We start from the raw sequence: 25,944 nt of genomic DNA, 5'->3' as shown, positions 1-25,944 counted from the left end.
ATTGTCGCCGCCAGACCGAACGGACGAGGAAACGGCCATGCCGATCGACTATGACGAGATGATGCAATCCAAATCGGTGGGGCTCGAGGCGAGCTATGGCGACCGCGAGGTGATGCTCTATGCGCTGGGCGTCGGCTTTCAGCGCGACCCGATGAACGAGGCGGAACTGCCCTTCAGCTTCGAGAACGACCTGCAGGTCGTGCCGACCTTCGCCACCGTCATCCCGCGCGGCCGCCCCGGCCCCGGCGGCAGCGAGGGCACGATGCTGTCGGGCGTCAACTACCTGATGGTGGTCCATGGCGAGCAGCGCCTGGCGATCCACAAGCCGCTGCCGCCCGCCGCCGACGTGGTCAGCAACGAGCGCATCCTGGGCGTCTACGACAAGGGCAAGGACAAGGGCGCCATCATCCTGGTCGAGCGCGTGATCAGCGAAAAGGCGAGCGGCGACAGACTGGCGACGCTGGTCGCCACCATCTTCGCGCGCGGCGATGGCGGGTTCGGCGGACCGAAGGACGGCGCGCCCGAGCCGCACCCGCTTCCGACGCGGGCGCCCGATCTGGTGCACGCCTGCGACACGCGGCCGGACCAGGCGTTCCTCTATGCGCTGTCGGGCGATCGCAATCCGCTGCACCGCGACCCGAAATTCGCCAAGATGGCGGGCTTCCCGCGCCCGATTCTGCACGGGCTGTGCTCCTATGGCACGGCGTGCCGCGCGGTGGTCTCGACGCTGGCGAAATACGATCCCAAGAAGATCATCAGCTTCGACGTGCGGTTCTCCGCGCCGGTGTTCCCCGGCGAGACCATCGTCACCGAGATGTGGGTCGACGGCGCCACGGTCTCCTTCCGCTCCAAGCTGAAGGAGCGCGACGTGGTGGTGCTCAACAACGGCAAATGCACGCTTGCGGCCTGACGGCGATCCGCTCGAACACGCGGGCGACCTGATCCAGGGCGGGCGGGCCGCCGAGGCCGCCCGCTTCCTGCGCGAGCGCATCGCGTCCGGGCGCGGCGGCGTCCTGGCGCGCACGCTGCTGGTCGAGGCCGAGCTGGCGAGCGGCGACATAGCGGCCGCGCTGGACGTGGCGCGCGAGGCGGCGGCGCTCAATCCCAATGTGCCGCAGGCGCTTGTCGCGCTCGGCGACGCGCTGATGGCGGCGGGGCATCTGCCCGCCGCGATCGCGGAATTCCACCGCGCGCTGCGCCTCGATCCCGCATCGGTGGCGGCACGGCTCAAGCTCGGCCTGGCCTGGCTCGAAGCCGGCGAGGCGGACAAGGCGCTGGAGCAGTTCGGCGCGCTCGATGCGGCGGAGGTTTCCGATCTCGCCGCGCATATCGCTCGCGCCGAGGCGGTCGCCGCGCAGCCGCGTTCGGACGCCGGCTATGTGCGCCACCTGTTCGACCAGTTCTCGTCCGACTACGACGCGCGGATGCGCGGGCAGCTCGGCTATCAGGCGCCGGAGATCCTGCGGGCGTTGGCCGACCTCGTGATGCCCGGCGCGCGCGATCTCGACATCCTCGATCTGGGCTGCGGCACCGGCCTCGCCGGCGTAGCCTTCGCCGGCCTCGCGGCGGCGATCGACGGCATCGACCTCAGCCCGGCGATGATCGCCAAGGCGCGCGCGCGCAAGCTGTACCGCGCGCTCATCGTCGGCGACATCGAGACGGCGCCGGGAAGCGACGCCTACGATCTCGTGGTGGCCGCCGACACGCTGGTCTATCTCGGCGATCTCGGCGCGGTATTCCGAACCGCGGCGCTGTGCCTGAAGCCGGGCGGCTTTTTCCTGTTCACGGTCGAGCGTACGGAAAGAGACGGATTCGAGCTCGGCCCCAAGCGGCGCTGGCGCCATTGCGAAACATACTTAAGAGAAACCGCCGCGGAATCGGGCTTCGACGTGGCCGGGCTTGTGGCGGCTTCGCCACGCTCCGAAGCAAACGTGCCGGTGGAGGGCCTGGCGGTCGCGCTGACCAAGCCTAGCTAGGCACGAATTGTTCCGCGCCGCGTTGTCATATGTGCACCGCAACAGGCCCGGAAAAATATGATCGCCCTCGACGACGCCCATCTCGCGCCGGATGTCCGCAGCGACACGCCCCATACCGGCCAGGTCGTCCTGTTCGCGGTGCTGATCTCGGCGCTCATCGCCGCGGCCTCGCTGACCTTGGGCGCGCGCAACGGCTATGGCTGGTCGCTGGCGGCCGAGATGGTGGCGCGGTTCTCGCTCCTGCTCTTCGTCGCCGCGATGACGGTCGAGCCCGTTGCGCGGCTGATCCCCAGCCGGGCGACCCGGGCGGCGGCGCGCGAGCGCGGCAGCCTGATCCTCGGCTTCGTGGCCGCGTCGGTCCTTTCACTCGTCTGCATTGTCGCACCGTCGCGGCTGGGCGGCGAGGCGATGACCACCCCGGCCATCGCCTACAGCCTGCTGACCGGCGCGATCCTGGTGGTGATGCTGTTCAGCGGCCATCCGGCGACCATCCGCTTTCTCGGCGCTCCGGCCTGGCGCTCGCTCCAGCGCATCGCGACGGTCTATTTCTGGCTCGCCTTCGCGCTGACCGGCATGAGCCACCTCATCGGCCCGCACCGCCCGGACGACTGGCACGGCCTCTCGCTGCTGCTGCTGGTGGCCGCGCTGCTGGTGCGCTTCGCCGATACCTTCGTCGCCCATCTTCGCCAGCGCATGGCGGCGGGCTGATTTTCGAGGATTTTCGGATCCTCTCCACGACGGCAATGTTGTCACGTCCGCCCTTCCGTCCGCCCCGGTTGTTGTGCTTGTATCGCCCCGGTTTTGCGAGGGGTCGCAACCTCAAGGGGAGTAGGAATTCGATGATGTTGAAGACATTGGCACTGGCCGCGGCACTGACCATCGGCATGGCGGCACCGGCGCTGGCCGACAGCACCTGCCAGGAACCGATCGCTCCCGCGGCGGTGGACGGCAACACGGCAACCGCGGCGCAGCTTCACGCCGCCGTGGTCGACGTGAAGACCTTCATCAAGCAGTCCGACGATTATCAGGAATGCCTCTACCGCGACCTGAAGGCCCAGGCGGACCAGGCCAAGAAGGACAAGAAGGACCTCGACCCGTCGATCGCGGCGGATGTCGACGCCAAGGTCAAGGCGAACCAGACGCTCAAGGAGCGGGTCGGCGCGGAATACAATGCCGCCGCCCTCGCCTATAAGGCCAAGCATCCCGGCGAATAACCGGCACCGCCGGATCGGAAGAGGGGGCCGCGCGCGTCGCGGCCCTTTTTCGTTGCGCGAATCGGCTATCCTGCCGCCATGACGAGAGCGGCCATCGCCGAACAACGGACGCTGCGGCGGGCGCAGGCGCATGCCGCGACGCGGGGCGCCATCCTGGACGCGGCGCGGCGCGTGGCGGCGCGCGACGGCGAGGTCTCGCTGCGCGGCGTCGCGGCGGAGGCGGGTTTCGCGCCGGCCGCGCTCTACGGCTATTTCTCCGGCAAGGACGATCTGCTGCTGGCGCTGGCGGCGGAAGAGCTGACACAACTGGCGCGGGCCATGCGCGAGGCGTCGGCCCATGCGGCCGGAGAGGGACGGCTGGCCGCCGCGGCGAACGCGGCGCTGTCGAATCTGAGCGGGACCGACGCGCTCGCCGCCGCGCTCTCGGCCCTGCCGGCCGAACCCGGCGCGCGCGAGGCGGAGCGGCTGTTCAACGGGCGGCTGATCGCGGTGCTGAAAGTATTGTCCGAGGCTTCGGGCAAGCCGGCCGCGAGCCGCGCGGATCAATGCGATGTGGTCCTGCTGGCCGCGGCGGTCGGGGGCCTCGCGCTGCTCGCGCGCTCGGGACGGCTGGACGCGCTGGGCTTCACGCGCGACGAAATCCTGGCGCGCCTGGAGGCGCATTTCGCGGCGTAGGGCTGCATCGCGATCCGAAGAAAATTCACGCGGAGCCGCGGAGGACGCGGAGCAATCGCAATTCTCCACGCCCGCGCATCTGCACGTGCAAATGAGTCCCGGATAGGTTGACCCCACCGGCTTGCGCGAGCACATTCGCTCGCAGTTCGGGGCCGGCGGATTCGCGGGCCCCTTCGCCTCCTTTCTGCGATCAGCGCCTTCGATGGAAATCTATCTCCCCATCGCCGAGATGTCGGTCCATTGGCTGATCATCCTGGGCATGGGCGGGGCGATCGGTTTTCTCTCCGGCCTGTTCGGCGTCGGCGGCGGCTTCCTGCTGACGCCGCTGCTCATCTTCTACGGCGTGCCGGCCGAGATCGCGGTGGCGACGACGTCGAGCCACATCACCGCCTCTTCCATCTCGGGCGCGCTGGCGCAGTGGCGGCGCCGCGCCGTCGACCTCAAGATGGGCGCGGTGATGGCAGCGGGCGGCCTCGTCGGCACGACGTTCGGCGTGTGGCTGTTCACGCTGATGCGCCGCTACGGCCAGATGGACCTCCTGGTCTCTGCGAGCTACGTGATCCTGCTGGGCACCGTCGGCGGGCTGATGCTGAACGAGAGCCTGGCGGCGCTGCGCGCCGCGCGCGGCGGGGCGCCGCCGGCGCGGCGGGCGCCGCATCTGTGGATGCACGGCCTGCCCTTCAAGACACGCTTTCGCGAGTCGCGGCTCTATATCAGCGTCATCCCGCCGGTCGTGATCGGATTCTTCGTCGGCGTGCTGTCGGCGATCATGGGCGTGGGCGGCGGCTTCGTCATCGTGCCGGCGATGATCTATTTGTTGCGCATGCCGACCAATGTCGTGATGGGCACCTCGCTGTTCCAGATCATCATCGTGACGGCGGCGACCACCATCCTGCAGGCCACCACCAACTATTCCGTCGACATCGTGCTCGGCCTGTTCCTGATTCTGGGCGGGGTGATCGGGGCGCAGTTCGGCGTGCGCGCCGGCGAGCGGCTGCGCGGCGAGCAGCTTCGGCTGCTTCTGGCGCTGCTGGTGCTGGCGGTGGCCCTACGGCTTTTCGTCGGCCTCGTCGTCAAGCCGGACGATCTGTTCTCCGTCACGGTCGGCACGCCATGAGAGGCTGGGCGTTCGCCGCGATCCTTCTCGCCGCGACGCCCGCGGCGGCGACCGAGGATCTGGTCTCGGGCCTGTCGCAGGACACCGTCGAAATCACTTCGAACTACACTGGCACCGACATCGTGGTGTTCGGCGCGATCGAGCATCCGGAGGACACCGGCGTCAACGACGTGGTGGTGGTGGTGCGCGGCCCCGGTGCCGACATGACGGTGCGCGAGAAGCAATGGGTGGCCGGCATCTGGATCAACCGCGACCAGGCCAAGCTGCTCACCATGCCGAGCTATTACTTCATCGCCAGCACGCGGCCGGTGGACCGGATCGCGCCCGCCTTCACGCTGGAGCGCTATGCCATCGGGCTGGCGAACGTCGTGCCGGCGCGGATCGTCAGCCATCACGATCCCGAGCCGTTCCGCCAGGCGCTGATCCGCCACCGCCAGGCGGACGGGCTCTATGGCGAGGAGCCGGGCGGCGTGATCTTCAACAGCCCGACGCTGTTTCGCGCCCGCGTGCCGATCCCGGCGACGGTGTCGCGCGGGCTTTACAATGTGGAGGTCTATCTGTTCCGCGACGGCACGGTGATCAGCGCGCAGTCGACGCCGCTGTTCATCGACCAGACGGGATTGGAGCGGCGGTTGTTCAACTTCGCCCATGACGAGCCGTTTTCCTACGGCGTGGTGACGGTGGTGATGGCGAGTTTGCTGGGGTGGTTGAGTTCGGTGCTGTTCAGACGGAACGAATGAGGTTCATTCCTCAATTGTCATGGCCCGCGCATGCGGGCCACCCAGGTGACACAAGATCAGGTCGCGCAGAATTCGCGCGAGCCCCCAACCTGCGACATCGGACAGAACTCAACTGGGTGGCCCGCATTCGCGGGCCATGACACCGTGTTTTATGATGCGCGAAGCGCGATCCTCGGCCTGCCCCGCGCCGCCACGGCGTACACTCGCCGTCCGCCCAGCATGTAGGCCGCGAAGGCGCCTTCGAACAGCGTCGCGATCGCCGCGTCGCGCACATCGAGCCCGCCGGCATAGGCGCCGAAGGCCGGCATGACGAGCCGCGTGCCGTCGGCCGCGAAACAGCGGCGGCGCAGGCTCCTGCCGCGCAGCGTGACGGTGGCGCAGGGATGCAAATGGCCGGCGATCTCGCCCGGCTGCGGCTGCGCCGACGGCTCGTGGCGGAAGACGAGGCCGCCAATGGCGACCTCTTCGGTGATCGTGCCGCCGAGCCAGGCGGGCGGCTCGGGATCGTGGTTGCCTTCGATCCAGATCCAGTCGCGGCCGCCGACGAAGGCGGCGAGCATCGCGCGTTCGTGCCCGTCGAGACGGTCGGCCGCCTCGCGGTCGTGGAAGGAATCGCCCAGCGCGATCACACGCGCGGGTTCATAGCGCGCGATCAACGCCGCCATGCGCTTCAGCGTCGTGCGCGTGTCGTAGGGCGGCAGGAACGCGCCGCGCCGCGCGAAGGACGAGCCTTTCTCGAAATGGATGTCGGAGAAGACCAGCGTGCGCTCCGCCGGCCACCAGGCCGCGCCGGCGCAGTCGAGCACGAGGTGCTCGCCGTTTATGTCGGTGTAGAGGTCGCCGGACATGTGTTCCATACTTTAACCCTCCCGTTTACGGGAGGGTCGAAAAATCTGAGCGCAGCGAGGATTTTTCGGGGGTCCATAGCCTCAGCGCATGGACGCGGAGCAGGAGAAAGCGGCGGTATCTGTGCTCCACCTGATGGGCTGCCCCCTCCCCGAAATTTGCTTCGCAAATTTCGACCCCTGCTCCGCTTCGCTCCGCGTCCGTACGCTGTCGCTACGGACCCCGCAAGCGGGAGGGTTAAATCCGCATCGCATCCTCGATCAGGCGTTCTTCCGCTTCGTGCAGGATGTCCTCGTGCGCTTCGCCGGCCACCATCTCCTTGCTGATCTCCAGCAGCGCGGGCACGGCCAAAGGCGATACGCGTTCGAGACGGCGCGTGACAATGCGGCCCCGGATGCGCCGCAGCATATCGGCCAGCCGCGCGATGTCGAGCAGGCCCGAACCGGCGTCCTCATATGTCGCACGCAGCAGCACATGATCGGGCTCGTGCTCGCGCAGCACGTCGTAGATCAGGTCGGAGGAAAAGGTGACTTGCCGGCCCGTCTTCTCGCCGCGCGGATGGCGCCGCTCGATCAGGCCCGAGATGATCGCGCAGTTGCGGAAGGTGCGCTTGTAGAGGCTCGACTCGGCAAGCCAGGCATCGAGATCGTCGCCCAGCATGTCTTCGGCGAACAGCGCGTCCATGTCGGCGCCGCCCATGTCGCGCAGGGCCCAGATCGCCAGCGCATATTCGTTGGCGACGAAACCCAGCGGGCGCAGGCGCAACCGTTCGAGACGGCGCGTCAAGAGCATGCCGAGCGTCTGATGCGCCAGACGGCCCTCGAAGGGATAGCAGACGAGGTACTCTTTCGAACCGCGCGGGAAGGTTTCGACCAGGAGCTGGCCGGGCTGCGGGATCACCGAGCGGAACGCCTGCATGCGCAGCCACTCGCCGACCGGATCGGGCAGGTTCGCCCAGGTTTCGGGACGCGACACCATCTCGCGCACGCGTTGGGCGAGAAACGTGGAGAGCGGAAACTTGCCGCCGTTATAGGACGGGATCTGCGCCTCGGCTTCCTGGGTGCGGCTGACATAGGCGCCGTCCTCGCGCATGCCCTCAAAGCGCAGGACATGACCGGAGAAGATGAAGGTGTCGCTGGGCACGAGCTGCTCGATGAAATATTCCTCGAGCTGGCCGAGCACGCGGCCGCCCGCGCCTGTCGGCTTGCCGCGCGCCTGGAGGCGGATGTCGACCATCGGCTCGTCGACGATGACGCCGGCATTCATGCGGTATTGCTGCGCGAGACGCGGATGCGAGAGGCGCCACAGCCGTTCGGGCGTCTGGCGCAGCCGGGCGTAACGGTCGTAGCGCTTCAGCGCATAGCCGCCGGTGGCGACGAAATCGACCACTTTGTCGAAATCCTCGCGCGTCAGATGCGCGTAGGGCGAGGCCGACCGCACTTCGGCGTAGAGCGCCGCGGCGTCGAACGGCTTGGAGCACGCCATGCCGAGGACATGCTGCGCGAGAACATCGAGGCCGCCGCGCTTGAGCCGCTCGCCGTCGAGCTCGCCGGCCAGCACCGCGTCGCGCGCGGCGTTGCATTCGAGGACTTCGAAACGGTTGGCGGGCACGAGCAGCGCCTGGCTCGGCTCGTCGAGCCGGTGATTGGCGCGGCCGATGCGCTGCACCAGCCGCGCGGCGCCCTTGGGCGCGCCGATGCAGATCACCTTGTCCACCGCGCCCCAGTCGATGCCGAGATCCAGCGTCGAGGTGCAGACCACGGCGCGCAGGTCGCCGCGCGTCATCGCGGCCTCGACCTTGCGGCGCTGCTGCGGCGCGAGGCTGCCGTGATGCAGCGCGATGGCGAGGTTGTCGGCGTTGATGCGCCACAATTCCTGGAAGGTGCGTTCCGCCTGGCTGCGGGTGTTGACGAAGACGAGCGCGGTCTTCGCCGACTTGATCGCCGCCATTACGTCGGCCATCGCATGGCGCGCCAGATGCCCGGCCCAGGGGACGTAGGAATCGGATGCGCTGATTGAAATTTGCGGCTTGGCGCCGGGGCGGCCGAGGACCAGCTCCGAACGCGCTTCGCCCTGGGCGGGCTGCGGCATCAGATAGCGCTGCAAGGGCGCGGGGTCCGCGACCGTCGCCGAAAGGCCGACGCGGCGATGGCCCGGCGCCAGCGTGCGCAGCCGCGCGAGACCGAGCGCCAGAAGATCGCCGCGCTTGGAATTGTGCATGGCGTGCAGCTCGTCGAGCACCACGGCCTTGAGGTCCGCGAACATCAGGCCGGCGCCGGGATTGGACAGCAGCAGCGCGAGCTGCTCCGGCGTGGTGAGCAGGATGTCGGGCGGGCGGTGGCGCTGGCGCTGGCGTTTCGAAACCGAGGTATCGCCGGTGCGGGTCTCGACCCGGATGGGAAGACCCATCTCGGCGACCGGCGCTTCGAGGTTGCGCGCCACGTCGACGGCGAGCGCCTTCAGCGGCGAGATATAGAGCGTGTGCAGGCGGGCGCTGCGCCGCGCCGGCAGTTTCGCCAGATCGATCAGGCTGGGCAGGAAGCCGGCCAGCGTCTTGCCGCCGCCGGTCGGCGCCACCAGCAGCACGGATTCGCCGCGCGACGCGTGTTCGATCAGGGCGGATTGGTGCGGGCGGATCGACCAGCCGCGGGAGGCGAACCAGGCGGAGAAGGCGGCGGGGAGCGCGACGCACTTTTCCTCCCCCGCTGTTGCGGGGGAGGTGCCGAGCGCAGCGAGGCGGAGGGGGGCCGCCAAGCTGGCCCCCTCCGTCTCGCCCGCGAAGTGCGGGCGAGCCACCTCCCCCGCAACAGCGGGGGAGGAAAAAGCTGCGGCCTTACCCGTCGTCATTTTTGCTTTCAGGGCCATCTCGCTCCTACTCTGCCTCAAAGAACCGCGGAGGAACAGATCATGTACAACTTGATGCTCAAGGACGGGATTTTAAAGGGCAAGCGCATCCTGGTGACGGGCGGCGGCACCGGGCTCGGCGAGGTCATGACCGAGGCCTATGCCCAGCTCGGCGCGACCGTTTATATTTGCGGCCGGCGCAAGCCGGTCTTGGACGAGACCGCCAAAAAGATCAGCGACGACACCGGCGCCACCGTGAAGGGCATCGCCTGCGACATCCGCGTCGCCGAAGCGGTCGACGACATGATCGCGCAGATCTGGGCCGATGGCGGGGCGCTGACCGGCCTCGTCAACAACGCGGCGGGCAATTTCATCTCGCGCACCAAGGACCTGTCGCCGCGCGGCTTCAATGCCATCGCCGACATCGTGTTCCGCGGCTCGTTCTACGTCACGCTGGCCTGCGGCAAGCGCTGGATCGAGGAGGAGAAGAAGGCGAGCGTGATCTCGATCCTCACGACCTGGATCTGGAACGGCGGGCCGTTCACCGTGCCGAGCGCGATGAGCAAGGCCGGCCTCAACGTCATGACCAAGTCGCTGGCGCAGGAATGGGGACCGAACGGCATCCGCCTCAACGCCATCGCGCCGGGCCCGTTCCCGACCAAGGGCGCGTGGGAGCGGCTGAACCCGGCGGCGAGCGGCAACACCGAAGCCTCGGCGCGGCAGACCGCCGGCATCGCGCGCAACGGCGAGATGGTGGAACTCGCCAACCTGGCTTCGTTCCTGATGGCCGATGGCTGCGAATATCTCACCGGCCAGACCATCGCGATCGACGGCGCCATGCATCTGGCGAGCGGCGGGAACTTCGCGCGGCTGGCGGCGCTGGGCGACGCGGAATGGGAGGCGATCCGCGGCCAGATCCGCTCGGCCAACGACAAGGACAAGGCGCAGCGCAGCGTGTGAGGCTGCATTCCGGTCTCCATCCGTGTACGGATCGATTCTTCGCTGTTGACACGCAAGCGTCACGGGCGGAGGATTTCGTCACGGCCGCTAAGACGGATGGCACCGCGCGCAACGGCGCAGCGATTTCGGGTCGGACCGGAATCCCGCGGAACCTGCCGAGCAGCCAGAGAAACCGCTCGTCATAGGGAGATTCCGCATGGAAGTTACTCCACCGGGCATAGAACCGGGGCTCCGCCCAGCGCGGAGCCACGACCGGCCGAGGCGAAACGCCGGTCGCCGCCCAAAATCGAATGAGACTTCGCGAGCCTAGGCTCGCCTGCAAAGCCCGCTTTTGCGGGAATGGGAAAGCTCCGGACACGTTCCGGAGCTTTTCGTTTTTTCCGCCTTATCGCGGCTGGGCCTGCCACGGCACGTCGAGCGTCAGCACGCGGCGGCGGCCCGCCTCCAGCGGTCCGACATGGACGGTCTGGGAGACGGCGCCGGACGGGCCTTCGAACCGGTAGCGCAGATAAAGATCGGACGACGCATCGGCGGCGGGAATCGCGAAATCGTCGGCGTAGCGGGCGGAGACGATGGGCCGTTGGCCGCTTTCCGCGCTGCCGCCGAACGGAATATCGCCCGGCGGGCCCGGCCATAGCTCATAGTTCAGATAGAACCAGTTCACCTGTGGCGGATGCGCGAGTTCGATGTCGAGATAGGCGGTATCGGGGTGCGGGTTCTCGTGCAGATCGATCTCGACTTCGTTCTCGCCCTTCAGAATGGGCGCGACGGTCGCCATCGCCGTCGGAAAACCGGCGGTGCCGGAGCCGGCGGGCTTGGTCGCGCCGCAGATCACGGCCTTGAGCCGGCGGTCCTCGTGGAATTCCCAGGGGTCGACATGGCCGAGGAGGTCGGTGACGTGTGCATGGTCGAAATCGATCGCCACGCCGTCGCTCCAGGCAAAGGCAATGGCGCAGGTGACGAGCGCGCCGGGCAATGGCCGCCCCTCCTCGTCATGCACCGAGACCGCGACGCTGAAGCCCTCGTCCGCCGCTTCGCCGCCCTTCGGCGCCGGCGCATAGACCACGATCGCCACCAGCGCGAGGGCGAGAGCGACCGCCAGCCAGCGCCAGAACGGCTTCAACGCCGCGAACAAGCCGAGGACGAGGCTCGCCGCATAAAGCGCCGCGACCGCGATTTCGGCCACCGTCCAGGTGAAGAGTTTCCAATCGAAGACGAGAAGGGGCGAAATCGCCGCCGCCGCGCCGCTTGCCAGAAGAACGAAGAACGCAGTCCGGAACGAGCCCCGACGTTCCTTGCGCAGGCCGAACAAAAGGCCGCCGGCGAGCACGATATAGACGCCGGCATACATCGCGGCGGCCACCGAACTGGCCAGCGCGGTAAACGCGAGGACAACTGCGCCCAAGCCCCCGAAAACGACAAGAATGCCGACGTCGTTGTTCGGGTCGGGCGGGCGATGCGGCGTTTGGGGCCGGTAGGTCATCGACATGGTGCTAGCTCCGATTGCGCCAGGCGGGGCGCGCTTCCGGCGCGTAGTCCGGCACCGCCAGGTTCGGCTCCACCGGCTCGCCGGCGAACTTTATCGCGGGGCCGATATGCGGGTTGCCGGCGGCGTCGCGCAGCAGCAGCGCCCGCGCCCGCGCGTTCGCGTCTTCGAACGCGTCCTTCAGCGTGCGCACCGGCGCCCAGCACAGATCGATGGGCTCCAGGAACGCCTCCCATTCGGCGCGTGTCCTGGTCACGAAGAGCGCGGTGAAGAAATCGGTCAACGGCTTTTGCGATGGCCCCGGCTCGCCCTTCGCGAGGTCGAGGAAATCGAGGCGGCCAAGGGCGCGCAGCAGGTTCTCGCAGAACTTCGCCTCCGAGCCGGCGAGCGCGATGAAGCCGCCGTCCTTCGTCTCGTAGATGCGGTTCATCGCCTGGCCGCCGTAATTGCGCATCGCGAGCGGCTGCGGCGCCCGGCCCTCGCCCAGCACGGCGCCGGTGACGTTCGGCGTCCAGGCGAGCAGCGCGTCGTACATCGCGATGTCGATATAATCGCCCCGGCCCGTCTTCTCGCGCGCCAGCAGCGCCATCAGGATCGCCGACAGCGCGGTCAGCGACGAGGCCATGTCGGCGGCGACCAGGTTCGGCATGTTGGGCTTGCCGTCAGCGAGCCCGCGCGACAGACCCAGCGTGCCGGCCAGCGCCTGGACGCCCAGATCGTGCGACGGCTTCTGGGTCCACGGGCCGTCCTGCCCGAAGGCGCTGATCGAGCAATAGACGATGCGCGGATTGCGCGCCGCGACCGCGTCATAGCCGATGCCGAGCCGCTTCACGACGCCGGGACGGAAGGCTTCGACGATCACATCGGCGCCGGCGGCCAGATCGAGGAACGCCGCGCGATCGGCCCCGTCCTTGAGGTCGAGCACGACGGAACGCTTGCCGCGCGCGATGTTGCGGAACCATACCGTTGTGCCGTCGGGGGCGCGCGTGCCCATTGCCCGCACCGGCTCGCCGACGCCGTTCCTGGGCTCGACCATGATGACGTCGGCGCCGTGGTCGGCCATGGTCATGGTCAGGTGCGGCCCGGGCAGGAACTGCGACAAATCGAGGACGCGGATGCCGTCGAGCTTCATTGCCGATTCCGCCCCAAAGATGCTTCACTCAGGATATACCAAAGCGACCCATTCGAGAGCCAAATCCCATGTCCAGCGAAAACCTCCACGCCCCGCGCGAGCGCCTGTCCAAGGAGACGCTGGCGATGCACCAGGCCATCGTCTCGCTGATGGAGGAGCTCGAGGCCGCCGACTGGTACCGCCAGCGCGCCGACGATTGCGACGCGCCGTCGCTGAAGGAAATCCTCCTGCACAACATGCGCGAGGAGATCGAGCACGCCGCGATGATCATCGAGTGGCTCAGGCGCAACAATCCGCATTTCGCCAAGGAGCTGAAGGAATATCTCTTCACCGAGAAGGACATCATCGAGGTCGAGCACGAGGCGGAGAAGCCTTAGGACCCTTTCCTCCCCCGCTGTTGCGGGGGAGGTGGCACGCCGAAGCGCAGCGTAGGCATGACGGAGGGGGGGCCCCTCCGCCTCGCTGCGCTCGGCACCTCCCCCGCAACAGCGGGGGAGGAAAATGTTCAACTGAACGCCTGAATCCCGGTTTGCGCCCGTCCCAGGATCAGGGCGTGGACGTCGTGGGTGCCTTCATAGGTGTTCACGGCTTCCAGGTTCAGCACGTGGCGGATAACCGGATATTCGTCCGACACGCCGTTGCCGCCGTGCATGTCGCGGGCCTCGCGCGCGATGGCGAGCGCCTTGCCGCAATTGTTGCGCTTCATCAGCGAGATTGCCGGCGCCGCCGCGTCGCCGCTGTCGATCAGCCGGCCCAGGCGCAGCGCGCCTAGAAGGCCCAGCGTGATCTCGGTCTGCATGTCGGCGAGTTTCTTCTGCACGAGCTGGGTCGCGGCCAGCGGGCGGCCGAACTGCTTGCGGTCCAGCGTGTATTGCCGCGCCGCGTGCCAGCAGGCTTCCGCCGCGCCCATCGCGCCCCAGGCGATGCCGTAACGCGCCCGGTTGAGGCAGCCGAACGGCCCGCCCAGGCCCTTGGCGTTCGGCAGCAGATTGGCCTCGGGCACCAGCACGTCCTCCAGCACGATCTCGCCGGTGACGCTGGCGCGCAGCGAGAACTTGCCTTCGATCTTGGGCGTCGAGAATCCCTTCATGCCGCGCTCGACCACGAAGCCACGGATGACGTCGTCGAGCTTGGCCCAAACCACCGCGACATCGGCGATCGGCGCATTGGTGATCCACATCTTGGCGCCGTTGAGGCGGTAGCCGCCGGCTTCCTTGACCGCGCGGGTCTTCATGCCGCCGGGATCGGAGCCGTGATCGGGCTCGGTCAGGCCGAAGCAGCCGACGAATTCGCCGCTCGCGAGCTTGGGCAGGAATTTGCGCCGCGTCTCTTCGGTGCCATAGGCATGGATCGGATGCATGACCAGCGAAGACTGCACGCTCATCGCCGAGCGGTAGCCCGAGTCGACCCGCTCGACCTCGCGCGCGACGAGGCCGTAGCAGACATAATTCAGCCCGGCGCAGCCATACTCTTCCGGCAGCGTGCTTCCCAGAAGGCCGAGCGCTCCCATCTCGGTCATGATGGCGCGGTCGAAGGTCTCGTGGCGGAAGGCCAGCTTCACGCGGCTCGCGAGCCTGTCCTGGCAGTATTCGCGCGCGCTGTCGCGCACCATGCGCTCCTCGCCCGACAATTCCTGCTCGATCAGCAGCGGATCGGCCCAGTCGAAGGCATTGCGGTCCAGCTTCGCGGAAGGTTTCTCGGATTTCTCTTCGGCCGCGCTCATCGTGTCGCCTCTTACTGCGTGGGTGCCGACGGCGGCGCGGCGGGTGCATCGGCCGGCGTCACGTACAGCTTGTTCTCCTTGTAGGAGATAAAGATATGGAAGTGGCGCAGGATGTTCATGCCGATCAGCATGCTGGAATCGAATTCCTTGGCCTCCACAGGTCGTAGGCGGGTTCCCGTGTCGGGCGGGGTGTTGGCCAGAAGATCATGGGTCATGTCGGGAATGATCTCGACATGCGGATGGTTGACCGTGATGCCCTCGAAGGTCAGCGATGCGAAGACATGGCTGTAGGTGTGCGAGGCGGCGCGCCCCTCCAAGGCGCCCGATTGCGGCGTGTCGGCGGACCCCATTTTCAACCCGTATTGGCTTTCCGCGATGCGCTGCGTCAGCGTCGTGTTCCAGGCGCCGGTGTCCAGCGTCGCCAGGACTTCCTTTCCATCGAGCTGCACCGGCACGATGATGTGCCCCGAGCCGTAAACGCGCATCGGCACGACCGCGACCGCGGTCGCCGGCCAATAGATCACCTTGCCCTCGCAGTGATCCTGCGAAAAGACGCTGAGCTTGTTGGCGCCGAAATCGATGTCGAGCTCGTAGTGCTTGAAGAGATCGGGGCCGAGAATGCCCGCGATGCGCGGATCGTCCGAAACCTTGGCGCCGTCGGTGATGGCGAACGGCATCCGGTCCATCTTGAGACGGCCCAGCGCGAAGCTGGCCGCCGCATACAGATCCGATTTGCGGCCGGCCACGTCGAAAAGTTCGACATTGCCGGTGTTGCCTTCCAATCCCAACTCCTGCGCGGCGCTGGGTGAGATCATCGCGTACACCCCGCCGGTGTCGAGCAGCATGAGCTTGTCCTTGCCCGCGAGCGTCACCGGCACGAATTCCTGCCGTTTGTCGGCGCCCGGCACCAGGTCGACCGAGGCCAGGCGCGTCAGCGGCTTGCAGTCCTCGGCCGCCGCCGGCGCCTGGGAAAAGCCGGCAAGGATGATCGCGGCGCCCGCCGCGCGCTTTAGGATCGAATGCACGAATTTGCCCGCCGATGCCCGTTTTCGGCCACAACCTTAGCCGACCGGCCAGGATGCGGAAAGACGGCCGCCGCTCAAGGCGCTAGGCGCACGGCGAGATGGGCGGGTTGCACCGGCGGCTCCGCCGCGACCGGCGGCGTCACGGGAATCTCCACCGTCGGCGTCACATAAAGCCTCTGCTCCTTATAGGAGATGTAGATATGGAAGTGCCTGAGGATGCTCATGCCAATCAGCATGGCGGCGCCTTCGAACATGCGCGGATCGCCGATGCGCGTGCCGGTCACCGGCGCCGCCGCGTCGGCGGCCACCCGGCGCAAAAGATCGGGAATGATCTCGACCTGCGGATTGCGGACCACGATGCCCTCGAAGGCGAGCGTCTTGAAGATGTGGCGATAGACATAGGCGCTCGGCTTGCCGATCAGGTTTCCGATCCTGGGCGCGGCGGCCGAGCCGAGCGTCAGGTCGAATTGGGTTTCCGCCACCGGCAGGGCCAGCGTCGTGTGATAGGCGCCGGTATCGATGATCGCCGTCACCGGCTGGCCGTCGAGCAGCACCGATACGATGATGTGGCCCGAATGCAGGACCCGCATCGGCACCACGGCGACCGCGTCGGGCTTCCAATAGATCACCTTGCCGGCGCAATGGTCCGGCGAGAACAGGTTCATCTTGTCGGCGCCGAAATCGACGTCGATGTCGTAATGCTTGAGGATGTCGGGCGCGAGCACGCCGGCGAGCTCGTAATCCTCGCCGAACACGCCGCGGCCCGGGGCGATGGCGAGCGCGACCCGGTCGGCCCGGAGCGGACCGATGACGAGCGAGGCTTCGGCGAAGGTGCTCGAGGATTCGCCGTAGATGTTGAAGAGCCGGAAATTTCCGTGCCGGCGCACCAGGCGCAGCTCGTCCGCCGCCTCGGTTCGTGATCTCGGTCATGGCGCCGCCGGTGTCGAGCAGCATCAGCTTGGCCACGCCGTTGATGGTGACCGGGACGTATTCCTCCTTCTTGTCGATGGCGGACTGCAGATCGAGGGCGGCGAGCCGCGTCATGGGCGGGCAGTCCGCGGCGGCGGCCGGGCCGCAATATCCCAATGCCGCGATGAGCACGGCAAAGGTCGCGCGGGCATTTGCCCTCATAAAGTTCCCCATTGTCGGAAAACTGTAACGCGCCGGTTGGGCAGGGAGAAGGCGGCGCTTTCGCACCGCGCTGCCCATTTGGCGGGCAGATCTGGGCGACGCGCTCTAGGTTAACAGGAAGTCCAGCACGGCCTTCTTGTAGAGCTTGTCGCCGACCGCGGTCATGTGGTCGCGGCCCGGAATGACGGCGGCGCGGCCGTTCGTGAAGGCTTCGGCCAGCGGCTCCGGCCGGCCCGACTGGATGTCCTTGTCGCCGTCGACGACGAGGATCGGCGTCGAACAGGTCTTGAGCTGCTCGCGGGAATACATCGTGCGGTCGGCGGCCATGCAGGCGGCGAGCGCCAGCATGTCCTTGCCGCCTTGCGAGGCGAAGGCGCGGAACGCCTTCTGCATCGGATCGGTGATCGTGCCGGGATCGGACGCGCGCAGGGCCGCCGCGATGCCGCGCCGGTGCGACAGTCCGGAGAAATAGGTCTCGCCGATGCCGGCGCAGATCGCCCGCGCGATCCGCTCCGGCCGGGTCATCAGAAGGCCGACGGTGAGGATGCCGCCCATCGAGTAGCCCATCACATCGGCGCGCTCGAGGCCGGCCGCGTCCATCACGGCCGCGATATCGTCCACCATCTTATCGCCGTACGAGGCCTCGTCATGCGGCTTGTCGCTCAGGCCGTGGCCGCGGCAGTCCATCGCCACGACGCGGTGGCCGGCGCCGGTGAGCGTCTCGTACCAGCCGACATTCCGCCAGTTCTGCGCCCGGTCGGAAGCGAAGCCGTGGACCAGCACGATGGGCGCGCCCTCGCCGACGATTTCAAAGGCCAGGCGGATGCCGTCTTTTGCGGTGGCAAAGAGTGTCATGAACCGACCTTCGCAAAGCGGCGCCGGACTGTCTATGATGGCAAGGTCGCCCCGAAAGTATCCTCTATGTCATTGGAACAATTGAAGAAAGATGTCTGCGCGGCGGTCGACGGGCTGGCCGAGGAACTCCTGGCGCTGAGCCATGCGATCCATGGCGAGCCGGAACTGGCGCTGGAGGAATTCAAGGCGGCCAAGCGGCTGACCGACGCGGTCGAGGGCCACGGCATCGCGGTCCAGCGCGAGGCGTTCGGGCTCAAGACCGGCTATGCCGCCGAGTTCGGCAAGGACGGCGGACCCAATATCGCGATCCTGTCGGAATATGACGCGCTGCCCGGCATCGGCCATGCCTGCGGCCACAACATCATCGCGACCAGCGGCTATGGCGCGGCCATCGCGCTGTCGAAGCTGAACGGGCGTCTGCCCGGGCGCGTGCGCTATCTCGGCACGCCGGCGGAGGAACGTTTCGGCGGCAAGGAGATCATGGCGCGCGAGGGCGCGTTCGACGGTACCGACGCGGCGATGATGATCCATCCCTCCAGCGAGAATCTCGTGACGATGCCCTGCATCGCCATCGCCGAGGTGGAGGCGATCTTCCACGGCCGCTCGGCGCATGCCTCGGCCATGCCCTATCGCGGGCTGAACGCGCTCGACGCGGTCGTCACGGCCTATCAGGCCATCGCGCAGCTTCGCCAGCACATCCGCAACACCGACCGCATCCACGGCATCATCACCGAGGGCGGCCTGGCGCCCAACATCGTGCCGGAGCGGGCCGCCTGCCGCTTCTATGTGCGCGCGGTGGACGCCCACGAACTGGCGCCATTGAAAGCCCGGGTACACAGATGCCTGGAGGCCGGCGCGCTCGCCACCGGCTGCACGCTGGAGGCGCATTGGGGCGACACCCGACTATCTCGACCTCAAGACCAACTGGCCGATGGCCGAGCTGTACGAGAAGAACGCGGTCAAGCTGGGGCGCGACTTCTTCCCGGTGAAGGATTTGCCGCCGGGCTATGCCGGCTCGACCGACATGGGCAATGTCAGCCATCGCGTGCCCTCGATCCATCCGATGCTGGGCGTCGCGCCGGCCGGCGTGATCATCCACAACGCGGAATTCGCCCGCTATGCCGCGTCGGAAACCGGCGACGCGGCGGTGATCGACGGCGCCAAATCGCTCGCCATGACGGCGCTCGACCTGATGGCCGACGCGGGGCAGCTCGCGGCGGCGCGCGCCGATTTCGCCGCGACGGGCGAGCTTTCGCAAGCCGCGATCGCGCGGTCGCGCGAGCCCTTGAAGCACGACCATCACGGGCATGGCGGCTGCGGCTGCGCATGAGCACCTGGCTCCTGGTCGCGGCGATCAACGGCGCGCTTGCCGCCGCGGCAGGCGCGTTCGGCGCGCACGGGTTGCAGGGCCGGATCGATGCGCATGCGCTGCAGATCTTCGAGACGGCGGCGCGCTATCACATGTATCACGCGCTGGCGATCGGGCTCGCCGCCTTCGCCATACGTGACGCAGCGGCAGGCGCCGCGGCAACAGCCTGCGCATTTTTCCTCGCGGGATTTTTCTCTTCTCCGGTTCGCTCTATCTTCTGGCCCTGACGGGCGCGCGCGGTCTCGCCTTCGTCACGCCGTTCGGCGGATTGGGTTTCATCATCGGCTGGTGCGCGCTGGCGCTCGCCGCCACGCGGTTTGAAGGTATGATGGGCAAGGACGAGCACATCCTGGTCGCCGGCAGCGGCATCGCCGGCCTCGGCGCCGCGCTAGCCTTCGGCGGCAGCGCGCGCCGCATCACCATCCTCGACCGCGATCCGCCGCCGCCCGCCGGCTCGGCGGAAGACGCGTTCTATGCCTGGGAGCGGCACGGCGCGACGCAGCTTCGCCACAGCCATGCCTTCCTCGGCCGGCTCACCTCGCTGATCCGCGATCGCTATCCGGAGCTGATGGCCGAATTGCTGGCCGAGGGCACGCGCCTGTTCGGCTTCGAGGACGGCCTGCCGCCGGCGCTCGCCAAGGACTATCGCCCGGCAAGGGCGACGAGGATTTGAAGCTGCTGTTCAGCCGGCGCACGACGCTGGAACTGATCCTGCGCCGCTATGCGGCCAAGCTGCCGGGCGTGACGTTCATCCCCGAGGCCGGCGTGCGCGGGCTGCTGACGCGCCGCGAGAACGGACGCATCGTGGTCGAGGGCCTGAAGGTCGAGCGCAACGGCGCCGTGGAGGAGATGCGCGCCGCCATCGTCGTCGACGCCTCGGGCCGCAACACGCAGTTTCCCGAATGGCTGCGCGCCGAGGGCGCGACGGTGCGCGAGGAATCCAGCCCCTGCGGCATTCTCTATTATACGCGGCACTACAAGCTGCGCGACGGGCAGGACGAGCCGCCGCGCGATCCCAAGGCGGCGGCCGGCGGCGCCGATCTCGGCTACATCAAGTTCGGCGTGTTCATCGCCGACAACCGGCACTTCTCCGTGACGCTGGCGGTGCCGGAGATCGAGAACCATCTGCGCACCGCGGTGATGAAGCCGGAGACCTTCGACGCCGCCTGCATGGCGATGCCGGGCGCGGCGCGCTGGATCGATCCCAAGCGCGCCGAGCCGGTCAGCCGGGTGTTCTCGATGGGCGAGCTGTATAATATGTGGCGCCACTATATGAAGGACGGCGAGCCGCAGGTGCTGAACTTCTTCGCGCTGGGCGACGCGGCGATCCGCACCAATCCGCTCTATGGGCGCGGCTGTTCCTCCGGCGTGGTCGAGGCGCATCTGCTGCGCGCGGCGCTGGACGCGGGCGCCGATCGGTCGAGCGCGCCAGGAAATACGAGCGCGACCTCACCGAGGCCATCCGGCCGTTCTTCGATTCCATGGTGGACCTCGACCTCAACGCGATCCGCCGCGCCCGGCACGAGCGCGATCCGCACTACCGGCCGGGCTATCGCGCGCGGCTCGCCAAGAGCTTCACCGAGGACGGCTTGATGCCGGCCCAGCGCGGCGACGTGGAGGTGAGCCGGGCGCTCTCCCGCGTGTTCCACATGCTGGACGAGCCGACCGCGTTCATGAAACGGCCCGCGATCATGGCGCGCATCCTTGCCGTGTGGGCGACCTCGAAGGCCGACAAGGAGCGGCGCGGGCTCTATCCGCCGAAAGCGGGACCGGATCGCGCGGCGATGCTGAAGCTGCTCAACATCGCGGCGTAGGACCGGAAATGCCCGCTTGCCGTCACCCCCGATTGTCATGGCCCGCGAATGCGGGCCATCCAGTTGAAATCATGTACTGCTCTCGAATTCCTGGGCGCGAAGACTAGAACGCGGTGCCGGCGTCACCTGGATGGCCCGCATTCGCGGGCCATGACAGCAAGGTTCAAAGAACAACAGAGGAGACGTTCATGCCAACCTTTCCCGAACCCACCATCGTCAAGACCAACGGCATCGACATGGCGGTCTACGAGGCCGGGCCGAAGGACGGCGTGCCGGTCGTGCTGTGCCACGGCTTTCCCGAACTCGCCTATTCCTGGCGCCATCAATTGCCGGCGCTGGCGGCGGCGGGCTTTCGCGCCATCGCGCCGGACCAGCGCGGCTATGGCCGCACGTCGCGCCCCGAAGCCGTCGCCGACTACGACATGGAGCACCTGACCGGCGACCTGGTGGGACTGCTCGACGCGCTCGGCCTCAAGGACGCGGTGTTCTGCGGCCATGACTGGGGCGGGATGGTGGTGTGGAGCATGCCGCTGCTGCATCCGGCCCGCGTGCGCGGCGTCATCGGCGTCAACACGCCGTTCCTGCGGCGCGGGCCGATGGACCCGATCGCGATGATGCGCGCGGTGTTCGGCGAGGACATGTATATCGTCTATTTCCAGCAGCCCGGCCTCGCCGACGCCGCGCTGGCCAAGGATGTCGGCAAGACGTTCCGCTTCTTCATGCGCAAATCGGCGATGAAGGCGGCGGACTACGCCAAGCTGCCGGCCGGACAGCGCAACCTCGCCCTCGTCAAGGCGCTGGAGGCCGACGAGGCGAGCTGGAACGGCGGCACGCTGCTCCTGAACGCCGAGGAATTGAAGTATTTCGTCGACACCTTCACGCGCACCGGCTTCACCGGCGGCATCAACTGGTACCGCAATTTCACCCGCAACTGGGAGCGCAGCGCCGACCTCGCGCAGCATGTCCCGATGCCGAGCCTGATGGTCATGGCGGAGGACGACATCGTGCTCTCGCCCGCGATGGCCGAAGGCATGGAGCAGTATGTGCCCGACCTGGAGAAGGCGCTGATCAAGGATTGCGGCCACTGGACCCAGCAGGAACATCCCGACGAGCTGAACGCGATCATGGTGGATTGGCTGAAGCGGCGGTTCGGGTAGAGCCGCTTCGGCCGACGGCATGCCGCGGTGCAGCGAAAACCGGACGGAACCGCCCAAAATCCACCCGCTTCGGGCTGTAGCCTGCGTCCGCCGCCCGTGACAAAATTATCCGATGGCTGAATCGCCCGCCGATATCGACACCTTCTCCTATGCCGATCCGGCCGATCCGCGGCTGAAGCGGTTCTTCATCCGGCTGGTGGAGCGCATCACCGGCCAGCCCTATCTGAAATGGCTCTACGAGGACAACCGCGCCAACCCGGTGCCGGGCGAGGATTTCTGGGACGCGGCGATCCGCAAGCTCGAGCTCCATGTCCGCTACAACGCGGACACGCTGGCGCAATGGCCGCGCACCGGCCCGCTGGTGGTCGTGGCCAATCATCCCTTCGGCGTGCTGGACGGGCTCATCATCTGTTCGATCGTATCGAAGGTGCGCAAGGATTTCCGGGTGCTGACCAATGCGGTGCTGCTGCGCGCCGATGAAGTGAAGAGCTTCCTCCTGCCGGTCGATTTCGCCGAGACCGAGGAGGCGCTGAAGACCAATCTGCGCACCCGGGCCGAGGCCAAGAACCATCTGATGAAGGGCGGCTGCCTGGTGGTGTTTCCGGCCGGCGGCGTCTCCACCACGCCGACCATCTGGCACAAGCGCGCCGTCGACACCGAATGGAAGAACCTGACGGCGCGGCTGATCGCCCAGGCCAAGGCGGCGGTGGCGCCGGTCTATTTCGCCGGGCAGAACAGCCGGCTGTTCCAGCTCGCGAGCCATATCAGCATGACGCTGCGCCTGTCGCTGCTGTTCAAGGAAGTCCATGACCGCATCGGCAGCGAGGTGTATGTCCGGCTGGGCGACGTGCTGCCCTATGAACGCATCGCCGGGATCAACGACCGCCAGACCGTGATGGATATGCTGAAAGAGATCACCTATTCGCTGGGCGAGGCCGTGCCGGCGAAGCTGCCGCGCAAGCGGGTGAAGCGCCCCAAGCGCGCGCCGGCGCCATGACCGTGGATGCGCGGCCCCGGGTCGGTCTTTTCGTCACCTGCCTCGTCGATCTGGTGCGGCCGCAAATCGGCTTCGCCGCGGTGAAGCTGCTGGAACAGGCCGGTTGCGACGTCGAGGTGCCGGCGGCGCAGACCTGCTGCGGCCAGCCGGCGTGGAACGCCGGCGCCGACCGCGACGCGATAGAGATCGCGCGCAACGTGATCGCCGCCTTCGATGGCTTCGACCATGTCGTGGCGCCGTCCGGCTCCTGCGGCGGGATGATCAAGCGGCACTATCCCGAGATGTTCGAGAAGGACCCGGCCTGGCTGCCCCGCGCCCGCGCGCTCAGCGCCAAGACGCATGAGCTGCTGTCGTTCCTGGTGAGGGTGCGCGGCGTGACCGGCGTGACGGCGGACTACGCCCGGCGCGTCTGCTATCACGATTCCTGTTCCTCGCTGCGCGAGATGGGCGTGAAGGCGGAGCCGCGCGCGCTGCTCTCGACGGTGAACGGGCTGGCGATCGACGAACTGACCGATCCGCAAGTGTGCTGCGGCTTCGGCGGACTGTTCAGCGTGAAATATCCCGACATCTCCGAGCGCATGGCCGACGACAAGATCGCCGATGCCTGCAACACCGGCGCGGCGGCGCTGCTAGGCGGCGATCTGGGCTGCCTGCTGCACCTGAAGGGCCGGATGGCGCGGCAGGGCAAGACGCTGGAGGTGCGCCACGTCGCCGAAGTGCTGGCCGGCATGGGCGACGGCAAGGCGCTGGGCGAGCCGTGAACGTCGATCCCAAAGCCTTCGTCGCGAATGCGCGGGCGGCGCTGGCCGACCCTCAGCTTCGCCCCGCGCTCGGCCGGCTCAAGACGCATTTCGGCGCCGGACGCGCCTTCGCGGTGCACCGCTATGGCGACTTCGAGAGCCTGCGCGCGGCCGGCAAGGCGATCCGCGACTATGCGGTGACGCATCTGGACGAGTTGCTGGTCACGTTCGAGCAAAGCGTCAATGCGCGGGGCGGCACGGTGCATTGGGCGCGCGACGCGGCCGAGGCGCGGCGCTTGATCCTCGCGATCCTGCAGGATGTCGGCGCCAAGACCGTCACCAAGGGCAAGTCGATGGTGACGGAGGAGATCCGCCTCAATCCCTTCCTCGAAGCCAACGGCATCGAGCCGGTCGAGACCGACCTCGGCGAATACATCATCCAGCTTCGCGACGAACCGCCCAGCCACATCATCGCGCCGGCTTTTCATCTTTCCAAGGAGCAGGTGGCCGAGACATTCTTCGCCGCGCACAAGGACCTCGATCCGGCGCGCTCGCTTCAGGAACGCAATGCGCTGGTGCAGGAGGCGCGCGCGGTGCTGCGCCGCCGCTTCGAGGCCGCCGATGCCGGCATCACGGGCGCCAATTTCCTGAGCGCCAAGGAGGGCGCGGCGATCATCGTCACCAATGAGGGCAATGGCGATCTGACGCGGCTGCTGCCCAAAACCCATATCGTCGTGACCGGCATCGAGAAGGTCGTCGCCGACATGAACGACGTGGCGGTGCTGCTGCGCCTGTTGCCGCGCTCGGCGACCGGCCAGGCGATCTCGACCTATGTCAGCGTCATGGCGGGGCCGCGCGGGCCGGGCGAAACCGACGGGCCGGAGAACTTCCATGTCGTGCTGGTCGACAACGGCCGCTCCCGGCTGATCGGCACCGAGGCGCAGGACGTGCTGCGCTGCATCCGTTGCAGCGCCTGCATCAATCACTGCCCGATCTATGGCGCGATCGGCGGTCATGCCTATGGCGCGACCTATATGGGGCCGATCGGCGCGGCGCTGAACCCCGGCACGATGGGCGTGGCGAACGCGGCGCATCACGCCAACGCCTCGACCTTCTGCGGCCGCTGCGCCGAGGTCTGCCCGGTGATGATCCCGCTGCCGAGGATCATGCGCCACTGGCGCGCCGTCGAGTACGGGCAAGGGCTCGCGCCCAAGGCGATCACGCGCGGCCTGGCGCTGTGGGCCTTCGCGGCCAAGCGGCCGGCGCTCTATCGCCTCGGGGCATCCATCGCGGCGCGGGTTCTGAAGATGCTGGGCCGTGGCGGCAGCGTGCGGGTGGTGCCGATCCGCAACGGCTGGTTCGCGGTGCGCGATTTTCCCGTGCCGCAAGGCACGACGTTCCAGCAGCAATGGCGGGCGCGCAAATGAGCGCGCGCGATGAAATCCTCGAATCGATCCGTGCGCGGCAGCTTGCGCGGACCCCGAAGCCCACCGTCTATCGCGCGCCGCCGACCGAGAGCGATCCGGTCGAGGCCTTCGCGAAGACGCTCTCGGCGCAATACGCCGACGTTCGCCTGCTGGACAACATGGCCGACGTCCCCGCCGCCATCGCCGACATCCTGCGCGGCCGCAACATGGCGCCGATGGTCCACATCGCGCCGGATTCGGAATTGGCGTCGCTCGACCTGCCGAATGTCGAGATCAGGCGCGAGCCGCCCGGCCAGTTCGACGCCGCGGTGACGCTGGCGCCCTTCGCCATCGCCGAGACCGGCACGCTCGCTTACCCTTCGGGCAAGGGGGCCCCGGCGTCGTGGCATTTCCGGCCGGTGCTGGAGATCGCGATCCTGCGCGCTTCCTCGGTCGTCGCCGAACTGGAAGACGTGCTGGCCGCGTTGCAGAACGGCCTGCCCTCCACCCTCAACCTGGTCAGCGGCCCCTCGCGCACCGGCGACATCGAGCAGACGATGGAGGTGGGCGCGCACGGCCCGAAGGCGCTGGCGGTGCTGGTGGTGCGCTCATAGCGCCGCGATATCGCGCGGCTTGCTTTCCGCCGCGTTGAGATATTCGGCAAAACTTTCCCGATCGCGGGCGAGCCTTCGTCGCGCAGGGGACCGCGTCCGTCCACAACCGTACCGTCGCGAATG

At 67.7% G+C, this 25,944-nt stretch carries 27 protein-coding genes; 19 read left to right on the top strand and 8 right to left on the bottom strand.

The window, feature by feature from the left end:
- The first annotated feature begins 37 nt into the window (after positions 1-37).
- From WDM86_14685 to WDM86_14655, 7 genes are all read left to right on the top strand, one after another.
- The gene (locus WDM86_14685; protein ID MEI9991279.1) at positions 38-910 is read left to right on the top strand and encodes a MaoC/PaaZ C-terminal domain-containing protein; all 873 of its coding nucleotides are present in this window, start codon (positions 38-40) and stop codon (positions 908-910) included.
- Positions 900-1,976, top strand: coding sequence for a methyltransferase domain-containing protein (locus tag WDM86_14680; protein ID MEI9991278.1), 1,077 nt, complete (start codon positions 900-902; stop codon positions 1,974-1,976). Before WDM86_14685 ends, WDM86_14680 begins: the two co-directional genes overlap by 11 nt.
- Before the next feature lie 57 nt (positions 1,977-2,033).
- Positions 2,034-2,684: a hypothetical protein gene (locus tag WDM86_14675; GenBank protein ID MEI9991277.1), complete on the top strand. Its 651-nt coding sequence runs from the start codon at positions 2,034-2,036 to the stop codon at positions 2,682-2,684.
- 134 nt (positions 2,685-2,818) lie between these two features.
- The gene (locus WDM86_14670) at positions 2,819-3,190 is read left to right on the top strand and encodes a hypothetical protein (GenBank protein ID MEI9991276.1); all 372 of its coding nucleotides are present in this window, start codon (positions 2,819-2,821) and stop codon (positions 3,188-3,190) included.
- Between the two features lie 78 nt (positions 3,191-3,268).
- Complete coding sequence (locus tag WDM86_14665) at positions 3,269-3,865, top strand: TetR family transcriptional regulator (protein MEI9991275.1); 597 nt, start codon at positions 3,269-3,271, stop codon at positions 3,863-3,865.
- A gap of 202 nt (positions 3,866-4,067) precedes the next feature.
- Complete coding sequence (locus WDM86_14660) at positions 4,068-4,982, top strand: sulfite exporter TauE/SafE family protein (protein MEI9991274.1); 915 nt, start codon at positions 4,068-4,070, stop codon at positions 4,980-4,982.
- Positions 4,979-5,722, top strand: coding sequence for a TIGR02186 family protein (locus WDM86_14655; GenBank protein MEI9991273.1), 744 nt, complete (start codon positions 4,979-4,981; stop codon positions 5,720-5,722). The genes WDM86_14660 and WDM86_14655 overlap by 4 nt, the downstream gene beginning before the upstream one ends.
- A gap of 149 nt (positions 5,723-5,871) precedes the next feature.
- On the opposite strand, the gene pdeM is transcribed toward WDM86_14655, so the two are convergent.
- Complete coding sequence (gene pdeM / locus WDM86_14650; protein MEI9991272.1) at positions 5,872-6,579, bottom strand: ligase-associated DNA damage response endonuclease PdeM; 708 nt, start codon at positions 6,577-6,579, stop codon at positions 5,872-5,874.
- Between the two features lie 226 nt (positions 6,580-6,805).
- Positions 6,806-9,322 (bottom strand): ligase-associated DNA damage response DEXH box helicase, encoded by a 2,517-nt coding sequence (locus tag WDM86_14645; protein ID MEI9991271.1) that lies wholly within the window; start codon positions 9,320-9,322, stop codon positions 6,806-6,808.
- Between the two features lie 153 nt (positions 9,323-9,475).
- Here WDM86_14645 and WDM86_14640 point away from each other — a divergent pair, with 153 nt between their 5' ends.
- Positions 9,476-10,372, top strand: coding sequence for an SDR family oxidoreductase (locus WDM86_14640; GenBank protein MEI9991270.1), 897 nt, complete (start codon positions 9,476-9,478; stop codon positions 10,370-10,372).
- Between the two features lie 385 nt (positions 10,373-10,757).
- Here the strand turns inward: WDM86_14640 and WDM86_14635 are convergent, their stop codons facing one another.
- Together WDM86_14635 and WDM86_14630 are read right to left on the bottom strand one after the other, a co-directional pair.
- On the bottom strand, positions 10,758-11,861 hold the full coding sequence (locus WDM86_14635; GenBank protein ID MEI9991269.1) for a hypothetical protein: 1,104 nt from the start codon (positions 11,859-11,861) through the stop codon (positions 10,758-10,760).
- 4 nt (positions 11,862-11,865) lie between these two features.
- Positions 11,866-12,990 (bottom strand): CoA transferase, encoded by a 1,125-nt coding sequence (locus WDM86_14630; GenBank protein MEI9991268.1) that lies wholly within the window; start codon positions 12,988-12,990, stop codon positions 11,866-11,868.
- Positions 12,991-13,058: 68 nt separating this feature from the next.
- Between WDM86_14630 and WDM86_14625 the strand changes: the two genes are divergently transcribed.
- The gene (locus WDM86_14625; GenBank protein MEI9991267.1) at positions 13,059-13,367 is read left to right on the top strand and encodes a hypothetical protein; all 309 of its coding nucleotides are present in this window, start codon (positions 13,059-13,061) and stop codon (positions 13,365-13,367) included.
- Between the two features lie 128 nt (positions 13,368-13,495).
- Here WDM86_14625 and WDM86_14620 read toward each other — a convergent pair whose 3' ends face one another.
- From WDM86_14620 to WDM86_14610, 3 genes are all read right to left on the bottom strand, one after another.
- Positions 13,496-14,713, bottom strand: a complete 1,218-nt coding sequence (locus tag WDM86_14620; protein ID MEI9991266.1) for an acyl-CoA dehydrogenase — start codon at positions 14,711-14,713, stop codon at positions 13,496-13,498.
- 11 nt (positions 14,714-14,724) lie between these two features.
- Positions 14,725-15,738: a pepsin/retropepsin-like aspartic protease family protein gene (locus WDM86_14615; protein ID MEI9991265.1), complete on the bottom strand. Its 1,014-nt coding sequence runs from the start codon at positions 15,736-15,738 to the stop codon at positions 14,725-14,727.
- 74 nt (positions 15,739-15,812) lie between these two features.
- Complete coding sequence (locus WDM86_14610) at positions 15,813-16,625, bottom strand: retropepsin-like aspartic protease (protein MEI9991264.1); 813 nt, start codon at positions 16,623-16,625, stop codon at positions 15,813-15,815.
- Between the two features lie 41 nt (positions 16,626-16,666).
- Between WDM86_14610 and WDM86_14605 the strand changes: the two genes are divergently transcribed.
- Positions 16,667-16,897 (top strand): hypothetical protein, encoded by a 231-nt coding sequence (locus tag WDM86_14605; protein ID MEI9991263.1) that lies wholly within the window; start codon positions 16,667-16,669, stop codon positions 16,895-16,897.
- Positions 16,898-16,974: 77 nt separating this feature from the next.
- Here WDM86_14605 and WDM86_14600 read toward each other — a convergent pair whose 3' ends face one another.
- The gene (locus WDM86_14600) at positions 16,975-17,724 is read right to left on the bottom strand and encodes an alpha/beta hydrolase (protein MEI9991262.1); all 750 of its coding nucleotides are present in this window, start codon (positions 17,722-17,724) and stop codon (positions 16,975-16,977) included.
- Positions 17,725-17,790: 66 nt separating this feature from the next.
- Between WDM86_14600 and WDM86_14595 the strand changes: the two genes are divergently transcribed.
- From WDM86_14595 to WDM86_14555, 9 genes are all read left to right on the top strand, one after another.
- The gene (locus WDM86_14595; protein ID MEI9991261.1) at positions 17,791-19,320 is read left to right on the top strand and encodes an amidohydrolase; all 1,530 of its coding nucleotides are present in this window, start codon (positions 17,791-17,793) and stop codon (positions 19,318-19,320) included.
- Between the two features lie 41 nt (positions 19,321-19,361).
- Positions 19,362-19,766 carry a hypothetical protein gene (locus WDM86_14590; GenBank protein MEI9991260.1) on the top strand — a complete coding sequence of 135 codons (405 nt, stop codon included), beginning with the start codon at positions 19,362-19,364 and terminating at the stop codon, positions 19,764-19,766.
- The gene (locus WDM86_14585) at positions 19,763-20,686 is read left to right on the top strand and encodes a hypothetical protein (protein ID MEI9991259.1); all 924 of its coding nucleotides are present in this window, start codon (positions 19,763-19,765) and stop codon (positions 20,684-20,686) included. Before WDM86_14590 ends, WDM86_14585 begins: the two co-directional genes overlap by 4 nt.
- A complete protein-coding gene (locus tag WDM86_14580; protein MEI9991258.1) occupies positions 20,686-20,907 on the top strand; it encodes a hypothetical protein in 222 nt (73 codons plus the stop codon). Before WDM86_14585 ends, WDM86_14580 begins: the two co-directional genes overlap by 1 nt.
- A gap of 188 nt (positions 20,908-21,095) precedes the next feature.
- Positions 21,096-22,064: an alpha/beta hydrolase gene (locus WDM86_14575; GenBank protein ID MEI9991257.1), complete on the top strand. Its 969-nt coding sequence runs from the start codon at positions 21,096-21,098 to the stop codon at positions 22,062-22,064.
- A gap of 112 nt (positions 22,065-22,176) precedes the next feature.
- Positions 22,177-23,061: a lysophospholipid acyltransferase family protein gene (locus WDM86_14570; GenBank protein MEI9991256.1), complete on the top strand. Its 885-nt coding sequence runs from the start codon at positions 22,177-22,179 to the stop codon at positions 23,059-23,061.
- Positions 23,058-23,822, top strand: coding sequence for a (Fe-S)-binding protein (locus WDM86_14565; GenBank protein MEI9991255.1), 765 nt, complete (start codon positions 23,058-23,060; stop codon positions 23,820-23,822). The genes WDM86_14570 and WDM86_14565 overlap by 4 nt, the downstream gene beginning before the upstream one ends.
- The gene (locus tag WDM86_14560) at positions 23,819-25,228 is read left to right on the top strand and encodes a lactate utilization protein B (protein ID MEI9991254.1); all 1,410 of its coding nucleotides are present in this window, start codon (positions 23,819-23,821) and stop codon (positions 25,226-25,228) included. The genes WDM86_14565 and WDM86_14560 overlap by 4 nt, the downstream gene beginning before the upstream one ends.
- Positions 25,225-25,821: an LUD domain-containing protein gene (locus WDM86_14555; GenBank protein MEI9991253.1), complete on the top strand. Its 597-nt coding sequence runs from the start codon at positions 25,225-25,227 to the stop codon at positions 25,819-25,821. Before WDM86_14560 ends, WDM86_14555 begins: the two co-directional genes overlap by 4 nt.
- Positions 25,822-25,944: the final 123 nt, after the last annotated feature.

The sequence above is a fragment of the Rhizomicrobium sp. genome (assembly GCA_037200045.1).
GTDB lineage: Bacteria > Pseudomonadota > Alphaproteobacteria > Micropepsales > Micropepsaceae > Rhizomicrobium.
Note: the sequence above shows the minus strand (reverse complement) of the source record. Positions and strands in the feature narration are given on the sequence as shown.